This is a genomic window from Rheinheimera sp. 4Y26 (genome assembly GCF_025245835.1).
Lineage (GTDB): Bacteria > Pseudomonadota > Gammaproteobacteria > Enterobacterales > Alteromonadaceae > Pararheinheimera.
In genome coordinates this window covers 84,219-101,095 of the sequence record NZ_JAOBWS010000010.1, presented here as the reverse complement: position 1 = coordinate 101,095, position 16,877 = coordinate 84,219, and the positions used below count along the sequence as shown (strand labels likewise).

Here is a 16,877-nt window from a genome sequence, read left to right as displayed (position 1 = left end):
AATTCAGGAACTTATCAGTGAATAATCAGCATCTTACACCGCATACATTGAAGGCGTCAGCACAGCTCCGAGTGAGGCTTTTCCGCGCTCTTTTTTGGCAGACTTTGACTTTTTAATGGCGGTAACCCTCTGGGATAGGTAGATCTTTCGCCAGAGGTCTTGGTTTCTGGCCTTTACCTCTTTTGTACACTTTAAGCTGGAATACATAAGCCAGTACCTGGGCCACAGCGGCAAACAGCTGGTCCGGAATTGGATGATCAATTTCAGTGGTGAAATAAATAGAACGGGCCAGCGCCGGTGACTGCACTATCGGCACCTTGTTAGCGTCGGCAATTTGGCGGATATAAAGCGCAACCTCATCCACCCCTTTGGCCACCACCACTGGGGCACGGTGTTTACCCTGCTCATATTTTAATGCCACTGAATAGTGGGTCGGGTTGGTCACCACCACATCGGCGGTCGGTACCGCCTGCATCATACGCCGGCGCGACATCTGAATTTGCATGCGCCGAATACGGCCTTTGATTTCCGGGTTACCTTCGGAGTTTTTGTATTCGTCTTTGACTTCCTGTTTGGTCATCATCATCTGTTTATGATGATTCCAGCTCTGATAAGGCGCGTCGACCACAGCGATAATAATCATGCTGGCGCACAAAGCAAAAAACATCCAGCCCAGCAAATAAAGCGCGTCTGACATATCGTCAAAGTCATTCATTAACGACAACGCCATAATATCGTCAAAAAAGATGTTGAGGATCATGTAAGCACAGCCAGCCACCACCGCCACTTTCAGGATACTTTTCAGAAGCTCCACCAGAGACTGCAGGCCAAACATCCGCTTTAAGCCGGACATTGGATTCATTTTTTCCGGCCGGAAACTGGCGCCATACCAGGTAAAGTTGTAACCGCCAAGCAAGGTATTGCCGACAAAAGCGGCGATTACAATCACGGCAAAGAGTTTCAGAAGCGGCGGCATCACCGTGGATAAAGCGGCGCCCATGGCAGTAAACATCGAATTGGTTTCAAACATATCTTTGGCATCAAGCGACAACAAACGCCGGCACACCTGCAAAGTGGTATTGGCCAGCTCACTGCCAAAAATCAACAAACCCAGACTCGACCCCATTAATACAAAAGCAGTTCCAAGCTCTTTGGAGCGGGCGATATTGCCTTTTTTCGCCGCGTCCTCGAGCTTCTTACTCGTGGGGTCTTCGGTTTTTTCCATATCGGTATCAGCTGCCATGAGACCTCCTAGCAGCCAATCAGCTTGCAGGTATATTCAATACCGTGCTGCCATTGCAGATTAAAGTGATAGGCAAAAGTGTCCATCGTCAGCCACATGATCAATAAACCGGAAATCATGGTAACAGGGAAACCAATGGCAAAAATATTCAACTGAGGGGCGGCGCGCGTCATGATGCCAAAGGCCATATTCACCAGCAGCATAGCGGTGACAGGCGCTAACACAATGGCAAGCGATGCAGAAAAAATCCAAAGGCCAAATTCGGCGACAGTCCAGTAATGGGATACATCCCACCAGCCGCCATCTATCGGCAAGGAGGTAAAACTAAACACCACCATCTGGAACATAATAAGATGACCGTCGTACACCCAAAACAATAAAGTGGCCAAAATCAGATAAAACTGGCCAATTGAAGGCACACTGACACCGCTGGACGGGTCAATCATTGATGCAAAAGCTAAACCTGTCTGAGTAGCCAGAATTTGGCCGGCCTGAATAAAAGTATTGATAAACATCAACGAAATAAAGCCAATCGCCATGCCGATGATCATCTGCTGCATCACCTGAATCACGGTATTAAACGACATTAAATTGACATCTGTGGCAGGTGGGATCACCGGCATAATAATCAGGGTGAACATCACTGCCAGGCCCATTTTGATCCGGGTAGGTACAGTTTTGGCGCCTAAACCTGCCATCAGCGAAAACATTGCTGCAATCCGGGTCAGCGGCAGCAGAAAATCTGCAATGGCCTGCATCAGGGTTTGCAGCGGGAATTCCATCTTAGCTCACCACAGTCGGAATACTGAGGAACAAACCCGTGGTGTAATCCATCAGGGTTTGTGTCATCCAGTGACCGCCGTACATCAGCGCCAGCAAAGTCACAATTAAACGGGGTAAAAAGCTTAAAGTTTGTTCGTTAATAGAGGTTGCAGCCTGAAACACCGCCACCACCAAACCTATTGCCAGCGACGGCAGAATAATGACGCTGACCAGTAAAATCACCATATAAAGTGCATCGTTCAGCACATCAACAAAAATTTCCGGTGTCATGTTAAGTCCCTACCCCATAGCTGGTTGCTAAAGTCCCCATCACCAATAACCAGCCATCGACCAATACAAACATCATCAGTTTGAATGGCAGCGCCACTATCATTGGTGACAACATCATCATACCCATGGCCATCAGCACACTGGCAACCACCAGGTCAATGATTAAAAACGGGATAAAAATCATAAAACCAATCTGAAAGGCGGTTTTGAGCTCGCTGGTAACAAAAGCCGGAATAACGATGGTAATTGGATAATCTTTGTTACTGGCGACAGGTGGATGGCCGGCAATATCAGCAAAGGTTTCTAAGTCTTTCACCCTGGTTTGTTGCAGCATAAAAGCCTTCACCGGAATAATTGCGGCGTCCAGCGCCTGCAATGAGGTCATGTCCTCGGCCAGATAAGGCTGCAGCGCAGTGTCATTCACCTGCTTAAACACCGGCGCCATAATAAAAAAGGTCATAAACAAGGTAATGCCAATCAGCACCTGGTTGGACGGGCTTTGCATCAGACCCATGGCCTGACGCAAGATCGCCAGCACAATAATAATACGGGTGAAACAGGTCATCATAATGATCATCGACGGCAGGAAACTCAGCGCCGTCATCATGGCCAGGACTTGCAGTGTCACACTGTATTCCTGGGACCCATCTGGGTTGGTGGTAATTTGCAGTGCCGACATCGCACCGTTGTCGGCAAAAGCTGCCGGGCTTAGCAGCACCAGCAGCAGGAAAACCAATCTGAACATGACATCTATCTATTTTTTCAGGAACGACTGTAACTGCGTATGAAAATCTGATGCCAACTTTTCTTCAGGAAGGGGAGATTCTAAATCAAACAGGAAATTTACGTTATTGGGTGTAACGCCAATCACCCGTTGTTTTCCTTGTATTTCAATAACTAAGATGCGTTCTCTTGGGCCAACACTTAAGGTGGAAACAATGCGAAAATGTTTTGCTCCCGGCAGTCTGAACTGCATTTTTTTATAGGCAAAAGCCAACATCAGTACCAGACCAATCACCAGCGCCAAAGAAATGACGATCTGCCCGACTCCGGGTAAATTGGCCGATGCTTTGCTGACTTCTTTGGTTGCGGCAGCTGCAGCAGGCGCCTGCTCTGCCACTTGGGCCAGCAACTGCAGAGGCAATAAAGATGCGCTAACGGCAAAAGCAGTCAAACAACAGCGCATCAGCGTAACTTCTTAATCCGTTCAATCTGACTGATGACGTCAGTTAAACGAATACCAAATTTATCGTTGACCACCACCACTTCACCGTGGGCTATCAGGGTGCCGTTTACCAGCACATCCAACGGCTCACCTGCAACCCGCTCCAGCTCCACTACCGAACCCTGGTTTAATTGCAGCAGGTTACGGATACTGATTTTGGCACGTCCCACTTCCATCGAAATGGTCACCGGAATATCTAAAATGGTATCCAGTTTGCGTTTTTCATCGGCCGAAATCGGCGCCCGTTCTTCCTGCAATTCTTCCAGTTCAACCGGCTCTGCACCGTCGCCGGGGCTCGCGCCTTCGGCTTCGGCTAAAGCCGCCGCCCATTCGTCCATGGTGTCTTTATCGTCAGCCATTACCATCTGTCCTCTGGTTGTTCAGATAAGATTAAATCTGCTTCTAATTCACTGATATCGGCGTCACTGTCTAACCGACGGCCGCCTTTGGTAAATACGTGCATTTCAGATTTAACCGACTCTGGTCGTTTAATCTTCTCAATAATTTTCAGCGCCACATTGTCGCGGGAGCGGCCCATTTTGGCGCGGTAAGTCGGTAAATCTTCAATCAGCACTGTGATATGTTCCGGAATTTCCACCGGAATAATGTCGCCTGGCTGCATATTCATCACTTGCTCCAGCGTCAGCTCCACATCCATCATTTTGGTGCTGAGGTTTACCTTCACATCCATAATTTCATCGCGCAGTGCCTTACTCCAGCGCAAATCAGTGTCTTCTTTGTCACTTTGTACACCGGCATCCAGCAGTTCGCGGATAGGCTCCAGCATTGAATAGGGCAAAGCCACGTGGAAATCACCACCACCGCCATCCAGTTCAATGTGGAAAGAACTGATCACCACCACCTCAGTCGGGCTGACAATGTTGGCCATGGCCGGGTTTACTTCTGAATCCAGATATTCAAAAGACACGTCCATCACCGGCGCCCAGGCTTCTTTGTAATCTTCAAATATCAGTTTGAGCAGCATCTGGATAATACGGCGTTCGGTCGGGGTAAATTCCCGGCCTTCAATTTTGGCGTGATAACGGCCATCACCACCAAAAAAGTTGTCCACCAGAATAAAGACCAGCCGGGCTTCCATGGTAATCAGGCCTGTGCCTTTGAGCGGACGGAAACGCACCATATTTAAACTGGTTGGCACAAAGAGCGTATGCACGTATTCACCAAACTTGATCATCTGCACACCATTGATCGACACTTCGGCGGTGCGGCGCATCATGTTAAACAAGCTGATCCGCATATGGCGGGCAAAACGCTCGTTCACCATTTCCAGCGTCGGCATCCGGCCACGGACGATACGGTCCTGAGAAGAAAAATCGTATTCAAGGGCAGAACGACCACCGGGGCCGGAACCGTCCTCTATTTCTTCTTCTTCGACGTCATCAACACCATGCAGTAGCGCGTCTATTTCGTCTTGTGACAGTAAATCAGTCAAGTTGGTTACCCTCTGTCTGCATGCTCAGACTTATTGCATTACAAAACCGGTAAAGAGGATCTCTTCCACTATCGGGCTGCCCGCCACTCCAATCAGCGCTTCCTGCACATCTTTCAGTGCCGCCGCTTTTAAAGTGTCTTTGCCGGCAGCAGTGACCAGATCATCTGCATTGGCTTTACTAAAAGTTCTGAGCATGGTGCTTTCCATTAACGGAATATGCTGTTTGGCAATTTCTTCGTTATTGGTGCCACGCACCAGTATTTGTACTTTAATTTGCACCAGCCGATCACGCGATGCTCCCGGCACATTAAACACAAAGGGTCGTGGCATCGACACATACAAGGCTGTGCCTAATTCACCACTCGCAGCTTTGGCCGGCGCCGCTTCACCTTCTGCTGCGGCTGCGTCTGCTGTGGCCGGTGCCGCTTCAGGGGCATCACCACCACTGAATGCAAAATAGCCACCAGCGCCCGCTCCCAACACCACCACTGCCGCGGCAATGATGATCATTTTTTTCTTTTTTGCTCCGCCATCAGCGATTTGCAAATCTTTTTCAGCAGCCATGTGAACTCCGGTTCAGTTGCGGTTTTTTGCTATTATTTACCGCTTGTCCTGGCAAACGCAATCAAGATTGTGCCAGAGCGCTGTTTGATAACCCGTTATGCGTAATAATCCACCATCCGGTCAGACACTGCGACCTGCACCTGATGCTGCACCTCTTCATCTTCTGGCTGCGAATGACCAGAAGTATTGCCACGGCCGGTCGTACGTCTTTCATCCTGCTGCTGATGCTGCTCACCCTGCTGCTGATGCACCTGACCGTCGGTCAGCGCCATGCCTTGCTCCTGCAGCAATTCTTTTAATCTGGGCATTTGTTGCTCCAGCGCTTCTTTGGCGGCACTTTGTTGCACCACAAATTGCACCGACAACTGCTCCTGCTGCAGATTTATTTTAATTTGCACCGAGCCCAAATCTTCCGGCGTTAACCGGATGTCGGCGCTCTGAATTTTTTGATTCACCTGATACATCACCCGCTCTTTGAGCTGAGTGGCGGCGTTGGGTTCGAGCAAAGATAACGCCGGCTGGGTTTGGATCTGCTGATCAGCCTGTTTAGTCGCTAAAATCTGGCTAAAACTGCTGTGCTGTTGAGAACCCTGCTGCGAGCCAGACTGAGAACCGGCCTGACTAAAAGCCGAAGTTGCTGCCAAAGATTTGTCAGTTGCCGCCAGCACCGGCACAACTGCGCCGTCCTGCTGCGGCATCGGCATCGCTGCTGTCAGCGTTTCTGCTAGCGCAGCTTCAGCACCGGCCTTGCCAGGCGCTGTGCTGTATTTTGCTTCGTTTTGTTGCTGCTGTTTTTGTTGTTGTGCTAACGCAGCATTGGCCGATTTCTGAAATTCAGCAAAAGCCGCTGTCATGCCTTTATTTTTCTCTTTACCAGACACCGGGCTGGGCGTTTGCCCCAGCAATGTAGCGGCCAGTTGGTTCTGCTCTGTCAATTGTGCACTGTCAGTGCTGACAGTTTCTGCTGCGCCCTGCTGAGCGGTAACCGGATTGTGGCTGTTGCTCAAAGCACTGGCGGCTTGTTGTTCTGCTGTTTTTGCCAACTGCGGCTGGGTCTGACCTGCTGTGGTTTCTGACTCCAGAGCGCTAAGTTCAATCACTTGTTGTTCTTTCTGCTCTGGCATGCCCTGCTCAGCAAAGAATTTTTCTGCCCGGCTCAGGGCGCCCTGGTTGCCATCCTGACGGGTTCCGGCAGGCTCTGCCGCGACACTCTCAGCTGCTTTTGCACCCACATCCCCCTTCAGTTCAGATTGCAGCTTTAGAGCCTCAGTTGACTGTGCAGCTTGTGCAGATAAGTCGTCTGCTGATGTCGAAGACAGACCTGCTTGTGCCCGGGTGTTTTGCTGATCGGTATCTTGTTGTGCAGTGCTCTGCTCTGCCAACTTTTGCTGTATTGCCGTTTGCTGTGCCAGGGCTTGCTCTGTTGTATTCTGTGCAGCGCCTTCCGCAGCTGCGTCAGTTCCGGCCTCGCCTGACACAGCTAACGCCTGTAGTGTCAGGCTGGTTGTTTCGTCCTGACCGCTGATATCAGTTGCAGCAGATGCAGTTTTCAGCCGAGCAGCATTGAGCTCAGTATTCAGTTGTTCTGGTTGTTGCAGCTGCTCCGGCAACAGCGCCGCCTCATCAGCTGTGCCAGCGTTCGCACTATCGACAGCTATCTCAGCATTATTTTGAGCCATAGCGCCCTTAGCCCCCGGCTCCAGTTCAGCGGCGTAATCACGCGATCTGGCAATTAACTGAAATAACGAAGCGGCCCGTTCGGCCTCGATGCCGGCTTCCATATTGCCGGACTTACCAGTCCCTTCTTCCGTTTCAGACAGCAGATTAAGAGGCGACAGTTGTGACGACGGCTCTGCAGACACTTCTTCTGCCAAAGAAGGATCTGCTGTTGCAGTAGCGGCAAGCTCAGCCTGAGCTTTTTGCGAAGTGGCAACTTCCTGCCCCGCTGGCTGCTGATTTTTACCAGAAGCTCTGGCCGATTCGGCGTCGTTTACCTGTTGCAGTTGCTCGTCAAATGCCTCAGCAAACCCATTGTCGGCATCGCTGCCACGGGCTCGGGCTGAACCTGAAGGTGCTGCATCTAAGTCACTGCTTAACAAAGAAAACTGCATATCGATACTCATCTGAACTCCCATAACCCTGAACTTGTCAGGTGTTGGTGCAACCTGCGATACAGAACCTTGATGCTTGTCGCCTGTGGGCGCTTTGCTGTTGTTCTGTAAAAGTGCCGAACCTGTTTGTGTTAAAAGCTATTCAAAAATCGCGCCAGAGCTGAAAGAAAGTTATAGGTGCTTTGTTGAACACGGGTTTTACCGCGACAGGCCCAAGGCTTTTTTTGCCCGACAATTAACCTGCTTCGCTGTGCAAATTGCGGAAAAACTGTTGGGTGGCAATTTCATCCAGCATTTTTTGTTCTTGTTTTTGTGCTTTGATGGCCATTTTTTCCAGCTCTTTTTCAATCAACAAATCAATGGCTTTGCGTTTACGCTGCATCAAAATCCAGTTGACGCGCCGGGTTTCCGCCACTTTTTTGGCTTGTTGCACCTGCATATTTTGTTGTTCCAGCGCCTGATCCAGCTTGGTAATAAAAGCCAGGTACTGGTTAAACTGGCGGCTTTGCACCCCCTGCATGCCGCGCTGCTGGCTCTGGCGGATATAATCAGTGCGGTAATTGGCCAGGCCGTCATATTTATCCTGCTGATTTTTGGCAAATTGTTGTGCCTGAATATAAAGCGCCTGCAGCTTGTCTTCTTTTTCGCGCTGCACTTTGGCCAGCAACTGTAATTGTGGTAATGCCATATTCAGACTCCTCTGCCTTGAGGCACTAAGCCAGACAGCAAACTCAGACTTTCATCATAAGGCACCACATCAGTCATGCCCTGCTGCAGGAATTTACTGATTTTTGGCATCAGGCTGATGGCCAGATCCAGCATTGGATCGGACCCTTTCACATAAGCACCGATAGCAATCAGATCTTTGCTTTGACTGTAACTGGCGTACAGCTGTTTGATACTACGCGCCAGCAGCTGATGTTCCTGGCTGGTCACAGCAGGCATCACCCGGCTGATGGATTTTTCAATATCAATGGCCGGGAAATGACCGCTGTCGGCCAGTTGACGAGACAATACTATGTGGCCGTCCAGAATAGCCCGGGCGGCATCAGCAATAGGGTCCTGTAAATCATCGCCTTCAGAAAGTACGGTATAAAAAGCTGTGATAGAGCCCTGACCTTCAGCACCGTTACCTGCGCGCTCCACCAGCGCCGGTAATTTGGCAAACACCGATGGCGGGTAACCTTTGGTGGCGGGCGGTTCGCCCACCGCTAGCGCTATTTCCCGCTGCGCCTGGGCATAACGGGTGACAGAATCCAAAAGTAACAACACATCCAGCCCCTGATCACGGAAATACTCAGCCACCTGCACTGCAGTTTCACAACCTTTGAGGCGCATCAGCGGCGAAACATCGGCAGGTGCTGCCACCACCACGGCTCGTCTGCGGCCTTCATCACCGAGAATTTCGTCAATAAATTCTTTTACTTCGCGGCCCCGTTCACCAACCAGCCCCACCACTATCACATCAGCAGCGGTACCGCGGGTCATCATGCCAAGTAGCACAGATTTACCCACACCTGAGCCGGCAAACAGACCCATACGCTGGCCTTTGCCCACGGTAATAATGCTGTTGATGGCGCGCACGCCAACGTCGAGCGGCTGTTTAATAGGACGGCGTTGTAAGGGGTTGATCGGGGCTTTTTTGCCGGTACTGTATTCATTGGCAAGCACAGGACCACGGCCATCCAGTGGTTTACCGGCACCGTCAATGACACGACCAAGCAGCGCCATACTGAGCGGCACCCCTTTGTAACCAAGCAAAGGCGTGACACGGGCGCCAGGTACTACACCTGTCACATCATCTTTGGGCATCAGGAAAATACGGTCTTTGGCAAAACCCACGACTTCGGCCTGCAGCTGGCCGGCAGCGGTTTCGACTTCACAGGTTTGGCCGATAGCGGCACTGAGGCCAGTAGCTTCCAGCGTCAGGCCAACCACCCGCACCAGACGGCCGGCCACCACAGCTTTGTTGGGTTTAATATATTGTTGTTGTTGCAGTAAACGCTCTGCCAGACTTGAAGTACTCATGCCTATCCTTGCAGTGGGATCACTGCGTCAATCTTCCGTCGGTGCTGACGGGCTCTGCACAGGCTCCTGCAAAAAGTGCTCCAAACTGCTTTGTAATCTTAATTTCAGACTGCGATCAACCGTTGATTCTGCCGATTCCACAGTACAATCACCCCGCTCAAAGGCAGGCTCGGCACGCAGTTGCCACTGCCGCTCTGTTAAATCCTGCTCAGTGTAATGGCTGCGTACCACGGCTAAATCATCGGGATGTAATTTGATGGTGAGTTTTTCTGCCTGATAAGGCAAAGCCTCCACCGCCTGACGTAAGGTTTGCAAAATCAGCTGCGGATTGGTTTTGACTTCCACACCAATCACAGCTTCCGCCATGGCCAGACTCAGTGTTAACAGCGCCTGCTCCACTTGTGCATCGACTTTTTGCAAAGGTTTTTGTAATTGTTCAAGCAAAGCCTGCAACTGGGCTAATTGCTCGCGAATAAGGCTTTCACCTTCCTGCAAACCCTGTTTTTTACCTTCGGCCTGGCCTTGTTGCATGCCGTCCTGATAACCCTGCTCGCGGCCCTCTGCATAACCCTGGCTAAAACCTTCTTCTTTACCCTGGGCTAAACCATCGTCATAAGCGGCCTGACGGATCTCTTCAATATCTTCTGCCGTTAATGGTTTAACAGTCAGTTCTTCCTGCACTTTGGGTTTGGGCCGGCCTGGTTCAGGTTTTATCTTATAAAAAGCGTTGGTTTTATACTGACTGGCTGGCGATTGCACCTGCACCTTAGCATTGTGCTGTGCGGAAAAGTCGTCAGCCTGATGCTCTGAACTGTGATCGCCCTGCTGCTCATCGTCCGGCATCGGCCAGTCTTTTAAAATATCCATCACACCTTCTTCAGGTTTAAATGGGCGTTTTTGTTGGAATGCGTTGGTGCTCATGGCTTACAACTCAATAAATAGAACCTGATCAGTATGGGCTCAGGCAGCGGCGCTTGCCACTGCCTGCTTTGGCTTACAGGAAGTCTTCGCCGCCACCACCGCCGAGCATAATCTCGCCGGCATCGGCCAGACGACGCGCTGTGGACAGAATTTCTTTTTGGGCTGTTTCTACTTCGCTGACCCGCACCGGCCCCATGGCTTCCAGATCGTCTGCCAAAAGTTCCGCCGCCCGTTTGGACATATTCTTCAGAATTTTCTCTTTTAAATTGTCGTCTGTGCCTTTGAGCGCCTTCATCAGCACATCCTGCTGTACTTCGCGCAGAATGGCCTGAATTGCCCTGTCGTCCACTTCCAGCAGGTTTTCGAATACAAACATTAAGTCCTGGATTTGTTGTGCCATTTCTTCGTCGTGCTCGCGGATTGAATCCATCAGCTGGCCTTCGATATTGGTATCGAGGTAGTTCATAATGTCGGCCGCTGCTTTTAAGCCGCCCATTTTCGCCGCCTGGGCACCCGCCTGACCGGCAAACTGTTTCTCCATAATTTCGTTTAATTCTTGTAATGCCGCAGGTTGTACTTCTTCCAGGTTGGCAATGCGCATGGTTAAATCCAGCCGCACTTTTTCCGGGAACTGCGACAAAATCTCCGCTGACTGCTCAGGCTCCAGGTACGACAGCACAATGGTCTGAATTTGCGGGTGTTCGTTGCGGATAATGTTGGCTACCTGTTTAGAGTCCATCCATTTCAGCGAATCCAGACCCTTAGCACCACCGCCCAGAATAATCTGGTCAATCAGGTTCGAGGCTTTTTCTTCACCCAGAGCCGCAGTTAAGGCACGGCGGATAAAGTCTTCACTCTGGAAGCCGATGGTGCTGAAGTTCTGAATTTGCTCGATAAACAAACGGTGCACCGCAGAGATTTTTGCCTGGTTCAGATCTTCGATCTGCGCCATCGCCATACCAACCTTTTGCACTTGTTTGGGTTCGAGATGTTTTAAGATCTGGGCTGCGTCTTCTTCCGATAAACTCAGCAGCAGGATGGCGGCCTTCTCCACGCCATCTAATTTGCCGACATCAAAGGCCGGTTTGTTCTCTACATTACTCATCTTCAGCCAACCAATTTTTCACGACCAGTGAGGACAGTTCTGGTTCGTTCGCCACCAGCGCACGCACCGCCTTTAATAAGTCTTCATCACCATGCAGGTCCGGCAACATCAGGGTGCCGTCCGGCGCAAAACCAACCGACTTCACATCAAACTCTTTGCTCAGCATGTCGATGGTATCATCGCCTAAATCCAGACCACGCGACAGCGAATGTTCATCATAAGATTCAGTGGTATCTTCAGGGTAAATCAGTTTCTTCAGCATAGGCCGTACTATCGCCATAATCAGCACGATAATCACCAGCGCACCTAAGGCCAGACGCACCACCCGTAAGAACCATTCCTGCTCGTAAATCGGTACTTCAGCGGCCTCAACCACAGTTTCGCGGGTAAAGGGCACAGATACCACTTCAATAGTGTCGCCGCGCTGCACATCAAAACCAATACCACCTTGTAACAAACGACGGATATTCTGAATTTCAGCCTGGGTTCTGGGTTCAGCTTTGGCCGGTTCATCACCACTGGCTGGCGTCATTTTATAGTCAACAGCCACTGACACACTTAAACGCTTGATCACACCCGACTGCTGGGTGGAATGGCTGATGGTGGTGTCGAGTTCATAGTTACGGGTTTGTTCTTTGCTGTTGCGGCCAGGCACCACTGGCGTGCTGCCATCGTTGGCTTTTTCCGGAATATTAGAATCCAGCGGCGGCTGATTGGATAAGGCACCAGGAATGCCCATAGAACCACCACCGACGCTGTTTTCTTCAATGGTCATTTCACTGCGCACCGCCGGCAAATCCGGATTAAAACGTTTTTGTGTTTGTTCTGTGGTGGTGAAATCCATCTGCAAATCCACCTGAGCGGTGTAATTATCAATACCCAGCACCGGGATCAGAATAGAGTCAATTTTCTGGCGGTATTCTTCTTCCCGCTTTTGTTCTACCTCATATTCCCGGCGCGAACGGGCAGAACTGGCATCTTGTGAGCCGCTGTTCAGCAAACGGCCGTTTTGATCTGTCACCGTCACTTTAGCTGGTTCAAGCCCCTGCACTGCTGAAGCCACTAAATCCACAATAGCGTCAACTTCACTGTCTTTAATGGTTTTGCCGCCGCGGGCTGAAATCATCACAGTGGCTGAAGGTTGTTTTTCGGTGCGGGCAAAAATGTTTTCTTTTGGAATCGCCAGTAACACTCTGGCGCGGGCCACACTCTGGAACTCTTCAATGGTTCTGGCCAGTTGTTGTTCACGGCTGTGTTTCAGTCGTTCCATTTCCAGACGCTGACTGACACCAAAGCCGCTGTCTTTCATCAGAATTTCTTCACCTGAACTGGCTTCTTTTTGCAAACCGGCACGACTTAAACCCAGGCGGATGTCCTGATATTTGTCGCCAGGTACCGAAATCACATTGCCTTCCAGTTTGTATTCAATTTTCTGCGCGTCCAGATAATCCAGATGCTGAATAAGCTCAGAAGTTTCAAAGGTGCCAAGCGGACGCATTTCCGGTTCACGCGCCCACAGGATGATCAGGATGGCGATAGCAATACAAATGGTCAGTGCAATGATCAGCGTCATCTGGCGCACTATATCCATGCCGCCCATAGAGCCTAAAAAGCCTGACTTTTGTTCCTGCTGCGCATTGTCTTCGCCGCTCTGGCCAAAGTCATTGCTGCTTAAGGTTAATTCAGTTGAAGTTGATTCAGCCACAGTCATGCCCCCCTATTACACCGGCATCGCCATAATTTCTTTATAAGCTTCCACCAGCTTATTGCGCACCTGCACAGTGGCTTCAAAGGCCACTGAGGATTTTTGTCCGGCAATCATCGCCTCAGCCAAAGATACTTTTGGATCGCCCATTTCAACGGCTGTGGCCAGGGTATTGGATGTTTTTTGTAAGGCATTGACATTGTCCAGCGCCTGCTTAAACAGATCGCCAAACTCAGACTGACTGGTATTGTTCAGTTGTACATCACGGGGTTGAATGTCGTTGGATAAATTGCGGGCCTGCTGCGCATAAGCCTGCATTTCCTGAAATAAAGCGGCACCTTTGATATCCATGATTAATTACCTGTTACAACAGCCTGAAGCCGGAATAACAGTATTAAGCACAAGGCGTGCCATAATTTAATTATTTAAATTCAGTGAGTTATATTAAACATTGTAATGTCAAAATGCTGACACCCCAGAAAAGCAGAGGCAAAAGACTGAAGCTGGTGTTGTAAGGAATTAAAAAAGCAGCAGGCTAACACAGGGCCATTAACGCAAATGCCCCTGGTTGCAAATGGCCAATGCCGGACTAAAACCTGTGCAGCAAGAACCACCAGACGCGCATCTTTGCAGATAAAAAGCATCACACAAAACGGCAGAGCCTGACGGCCCTGCTGCTGTGCTGCTGTTATATCAGGCGGGTAACTGAATACCGGACTCGCGCATCCGCGCCAGTTTGTACCTTAAAGTACGGGCGCTGATGCCAAGTTTCTCGGCCACTTCCTTGCGTCTGTTGGCACAGGCTTTCATCGTTTCCAGAATAATACGGTGTTCCTGCTCATACACACCTGATTTAAATAAACTTAAATCAGGATCGTTGCTAGCAGCTACCGCAACCGGCGCCGGTTCCTGGAACTGACTGCTAAATTCAGTCGACTCCAGCAAAATGTCATCGGCGGTGATCTCAGCTGTGCTGTGGACAATCAGTGCCCTTTGCATCACGTTATCCAGCTCGCGCACATTACCAGGCCAGTTATGCTGCAACAATTTACGCTCGGCCGTTGGCGTCAGCTCCGGAGTGGCCGTGCCCGCTTGCTGGCAATGGCGCTCCAGTAAATGCCGGCACAAAGGCAGAATATCTTCCGGCCTGTCTGAGAGTGCCGGCCAGGTCAGCGGGAACACATTGAGCCGGTAAAATAAATCTTCGCGGAACAGCCCCTGCGCCACAGTCTGGCGCAAATCGCGGTTACTGGTGGCAATCACCCGCACATCCAGCTTGATGGTTTTACGCGAGCCCAAACGCTCCACTTCCCGCTCCTGCAATACCCTAAGTAACTTGGCCTGCAGGTTTAAATCCATTTCGCTGATTTCATCGAGCAAAATAGTGCCTTGCTGCGCCTGTTCAAACTTGCCCGGGCAAGCAGCAATAGCACCGGTAAAAGCACCTTTTTCATAACCAAATAAGGTAGATTCGAGCATATTTTCCGGAATGGCGGCGCAGTTAATGGCAATAAAAGGGCCGTCGTGGCGTGGTGATTGCTGGTGAATATAACGCGCCAGCACTTCTTTACCTGAGCCGCTTGGGCCAAGCACCATCACACTGGCATCAGAACGTGCCACTTTGGCGGCCAGTTTTACCAGCTGCTGACTGACAGGCGCTGCCACTATCGGCTCAAAAGCCGGGGTTTCGTCACTTTGCACATAACGGCCGACGGTATTAACCAGCACTTCCGGCGAAAACGGCTTGGCCAGATAATCAACTGCGCCTAACCGGATAGCCTGCACTGCATCATTGACAGTGGCATAAGCCGTCATCATCAGCACGGGTAGATTCGGATAATTCAGCTTCACTGATTTTAATAAATCCAGCCCCGACATGCCCTGCATCTGCACATCGCTCACCACCAGGCGGATTTTATGCTGTTTGAGCAGCTGCATGGCCTGCTCGGCACTGTCAGCGGCGATCACCTGATATTGCGCCAGCAGCAAGGTGTCACAAAGTGCTTCGCGTAAACCGGCGTCATCTTCCACCACCAGAATTTTAGTCTGTTGCATTTTATTACTCCTCCTGTTGGCCTGATTGCACAGCGGCTGTGGCTGGCAATACCGGCAAAATCATTTCAAATCTGGCACCACCGGCTTTGCCGTCCACACAGCGCACTGAGCCGTGATGGGAATGGGCAACAGCCTGCACTACCGCAAGGCCAAGGCCTGTGCCGCTTGAGCGGGTGGTAAAAAAGGGTTCAAATATTTGTTGTTGCAGTGCCCTGGGCACACCAGGACCTGAGTCTTCTACCGCCAGCAGCACCTGTTTGCCATCAGGGCCTGGCAGTGCTGACAACTGAATACGGGCGCCAGGGCCAGCGTGTTGCAGTGCATTCTGAATGAGATTGGCCATGGCACCAGAAAGTGCGGTGTGGTTGCCCAGGATCAGCAGATCCGGCTCTGGCAGCAGTAGCTCAATATTGCCCTGCTCTTGTTGCACCAGGGTTTCTACTGAGTTATGTACTTCGTTTAACAGCTGCTGCAGCGACAAAGGCGCCACTTGCTGCTCACGACCAGAGCGGGCGAACAGCAACAGATCGTTGACCTGTTGCTCTAAATCCTGCAACCGGTTTAATAGTTTTTGCTGAAATTGCAGCCGGGCTGTTGGAGCAATTTTCTGACTGCACAAATTCTGCGCATACAACATGGCACTGGATAACGGCGTGCGGATTTGATGCGCCAGCGACGCCATCATTTTGCCCAGCGACGACAAACGTTGCAGATGGGCAATGCGGCTTTGTAACTGACGGGTTTCGGTTAAGTCGGTCAGCACTATGAGCTGACCAGCGCCGTCTTCCAGCGCACTGATCGCCAGCTGTACCCGGCGGCCATCGTGTAACGACACCTCGAGGCCATCGTCACTACGCGGCCGGAAACTGCGGGTGATCACATCCAGCCAGCGTTGCCAGATCAAAGGCTCGCCCAGCATTTCAATAGCCACCGGATTGGCATGCTGCACATAACCTTTGCTATCAAGCACCACCACCCCTGTTGGCAAGGCCTGCAGAATATGTTGCAGCCGTTTCAGTTCCTGCAGCTGCGCCGAAGGAGGGTTTGGTATTGAAGTGAAGTCAGTCAACAAAGGTGCGGCCGATGTAAGACCGGCAGCTGTCTGATATAAGGTCTGAGGAAACAAGGCTGTGACTATGCTGCCCTGCTTTGCTTGTGGTTTGCCGCGGTCAGACCTGCCTGCAGTGCTATTGGCCGCGTTGCCGGTAAACAGCACAGTGGCCGGCACTAAGTTGGCACTGTCGGTTTGGTCAGCGCAAACCAGCTCAAATAACGGCGTTGGCGCAACAATGCGGCCCGGCGTTTTGCTGGCTTTGGCAACAACAGCGATGCTTTGCATACAAGTCCCCGTCAGATAAAAATACTAACGGGGTAAAGCACAAAGCATGCCATTAAAAATAATGATGAATTTCAA

At 50.7% G+C, this 16,877-nt stretch carries 17 protein-coding genes; all 17 read right to left on the bottom strand.

What is annotated here, in order from left to right:
• Positions 1-112: 112 nt before the first annotated feature.
• The 17 genes from flhB to N3Z11_RS13330 all read right to left on the bottom strand — a co-directional run bounded on the left by flhB (position 113) and on the right by N3Z11_RS13330 (position 16,802).
• The gene (gene flhB / locus N3Z11_RS13410; protein ID WP_260657700.1) at positions 113-1,243 is read right to left on the bottom strand and encodes a flagellar biosynthesis protein FlhB; all 1,131 of its coding nucleotides are present in this window, start codon (positions 1,241-1,243) and stop codon (positions 113-115) included.
• An 8-nt stretch (positions 1,244-1,251) separates the two neighbouring features.
• Complete coding sequence (gene fliR, locus N3Z11_RS13405) at positions 1,252-2,025, bottom strand: flagellar biosynthetic protein FliR (RefSeq protein WP_260657699.1); 774 nt, start codon at positions 2,023-2,025, stop codon at positions 1,252-1,254.
• 1 nt (position 2,026) lies between these two features.
• Complete coding sequence (gene fliQ / locus N3Z11_RS13400) at positions 2,027-2,296, bottom strand: flagellar biosynthesis protein FliQ (protein WP_260657698.1); 270 nt, start codon at positions 2,294-2,296, stop codon at positions 2,027-2,029.
• A 1-nt stretch (position 2,297) separates the two neighbouring features.
• On the bottom strand, positions 2,298-3,041 hold the full coding sequence (gene fliP, locus N3Z11_RS13395) for a flagellar type III secretion system pore protein FliP (RefSeq protein ID WP_260657697.1): 744 nt from the start codon (positions 3,039-3,041) through the stop codon (positions 2,298-2,300).
• A 9-nt stretch (positions 3,042-3,050) separates the two neighbouring features.
• Positions 3,051-3,482, bottom strand: coding sequence for a flagellar biosynthetic protein FliO (gene fliO, locus N3Z11_RS13390; RefSeq protein ID WP_260657696.1), 432 nt, complete (start codon positions 3,480-3,482; stop codon positions 3,051-3,053).
• Positions 3,482-3,880, bottom strand: coding sequence for a flagellar motor switch protein FliN (gene fliN / locus N3Z11_RS13385; protein WP_260657695.1), 399 nt, complete (start codon positions 3,878-3,880; stop codon positions 3,482-3,484). Before fliN ends, fliO begins: the two co-directional genes overlap by 1 nt.
• Positions 3,880-4,974, bottom strand: coding sequence for a flagellar motor switch protein FliM (gene fliM / locus N3Z11_RS13380; RefSeq protein ID WP_260657694.1), 1,095 nt, complete (start codon positions 4,972-4,974; stop codon positions 3,880-3,882). Before fliM ends, fliN begins: the two co-directional genes overlap by 1 nt.
• A 30-nt stretch (positions 4,975-5,004) precedes the next feature.
• Positions 5,005-5,538, bottom strand: a complete 534-nt coding sequence (gene fliL / locus N3Z11_RS13375) for a flagellar basal body-associated protein FliL (RefSeq protein ID WP_260657693.1) — start codon at positions 5,536-5,538, stop codon at positions 5,005-5,007.
• 95 nt (positions 5,539-5,633) lie between these two features.
• Entirely contained in the window at positions 5,634-7,661 is a 2,028-nt protein-coding gene (locus tag N3Z11_RS13370) for a flagellar hook-length control protein FliK (protein WP_260657692.1), read from the bottom strand.
• A 223-nt stretch (positions 7,662-7,884) separates the two neighbouring features.
• Positions 7,885-8,337: a flagellar export protein FliJ gene (gene fliJ / locus N3Z11_RS13365; protein WP_260657691.1), complete on the bottom strand. Its 453-nt coding sequence runs from the start codon at positions 8,335-8,337 to the stop codon at positions 7,885-7,887.
• Between the two features lie 2 nt (positions 8,338-8,339).
• Entirely contained in the window at positions 8,340-9,677 is a 1,338-nt protein-coding gene (fliI, locus tag N3Z11_RS13360; RefSeq protein WP_260657690.1) for a flagellar protein export ATPase FliI, read from the bottom strand.
• A 27-nt stretch (positions 9,678-9,704) separates the two neighbouring features.
• Positions 9,705-10,598, bottom strand: a complete 894-nt coding sequence (gene fliH / locus N3Z11_RS13355; RefSeq protein WP_260657689.1) for a flagellar assembly protein FliH — start codon at positions 10,596-10,598, stop codon at positions 9,705-9,707.
• Between the two features lie 73 nt (positions 10,599-10,671).
• Complete coding sequence (gene fliG / locus N3Z11_RS13350; RefSeq protein WP_260657688.1) at positions 10,672-11,703, bottom strand: flagellar motor switch protein FliG; 1,032 nt, start codon at positions 11,701-11,703, stop codon at positions 10,672-10,674.
• Positions 11,696-13,414, bottom strand: coding sequence for a flagellar basal-body MS-ring/collar protein FliF (fliF, locus tag N3Z11_RS13345; RefSeq protein ID WP_260657687.1), 1,719 nt, complete (start codon positions 13,412-13,414; stop codon positions 11,696-11,698). Before fliF ends, fliG begins: the two co-directional genes overlap by 8 nt.
• Positions 13,415-13,423: 9 nt before the next feature.
• Entirely contained in the window at positions 13,424-13,759 is a 336-nt protein-coding gene (fliE, locus tag N3Z11_RS13340) for a flagellar hook-basal body complex protein FliE (RefSeq protein ID WP_260657686.1), read from the bottom strand.
• Positions 13,760-14,101: 342 nt separating this feature from the next.
• Entirely contained in the window at positions 14,102-15,463 is a 1,362-nt protein-coding gene (locus tag N3Z11_RS13335; RefSeq protein WP_260657685.1) for a sigma-54-dependent transcriptional regulator, read from the bottom strand.
• Positions 15,464-15,467: 4 nt separating this feature from the next.
• Positions 15,468-16,802, bottom strand: coding sequence for a sensor histidine kinase (locus N3Z11_RS13330; RefSeq protein ID WP_260657684.1), 1,335 nt, complete (start codon positions 16,800-16,802; stop codon positions 15,468-15,470).
• Between the last annotated feature and the right edge of the window lie 75 nt (positions 16,803-16,877).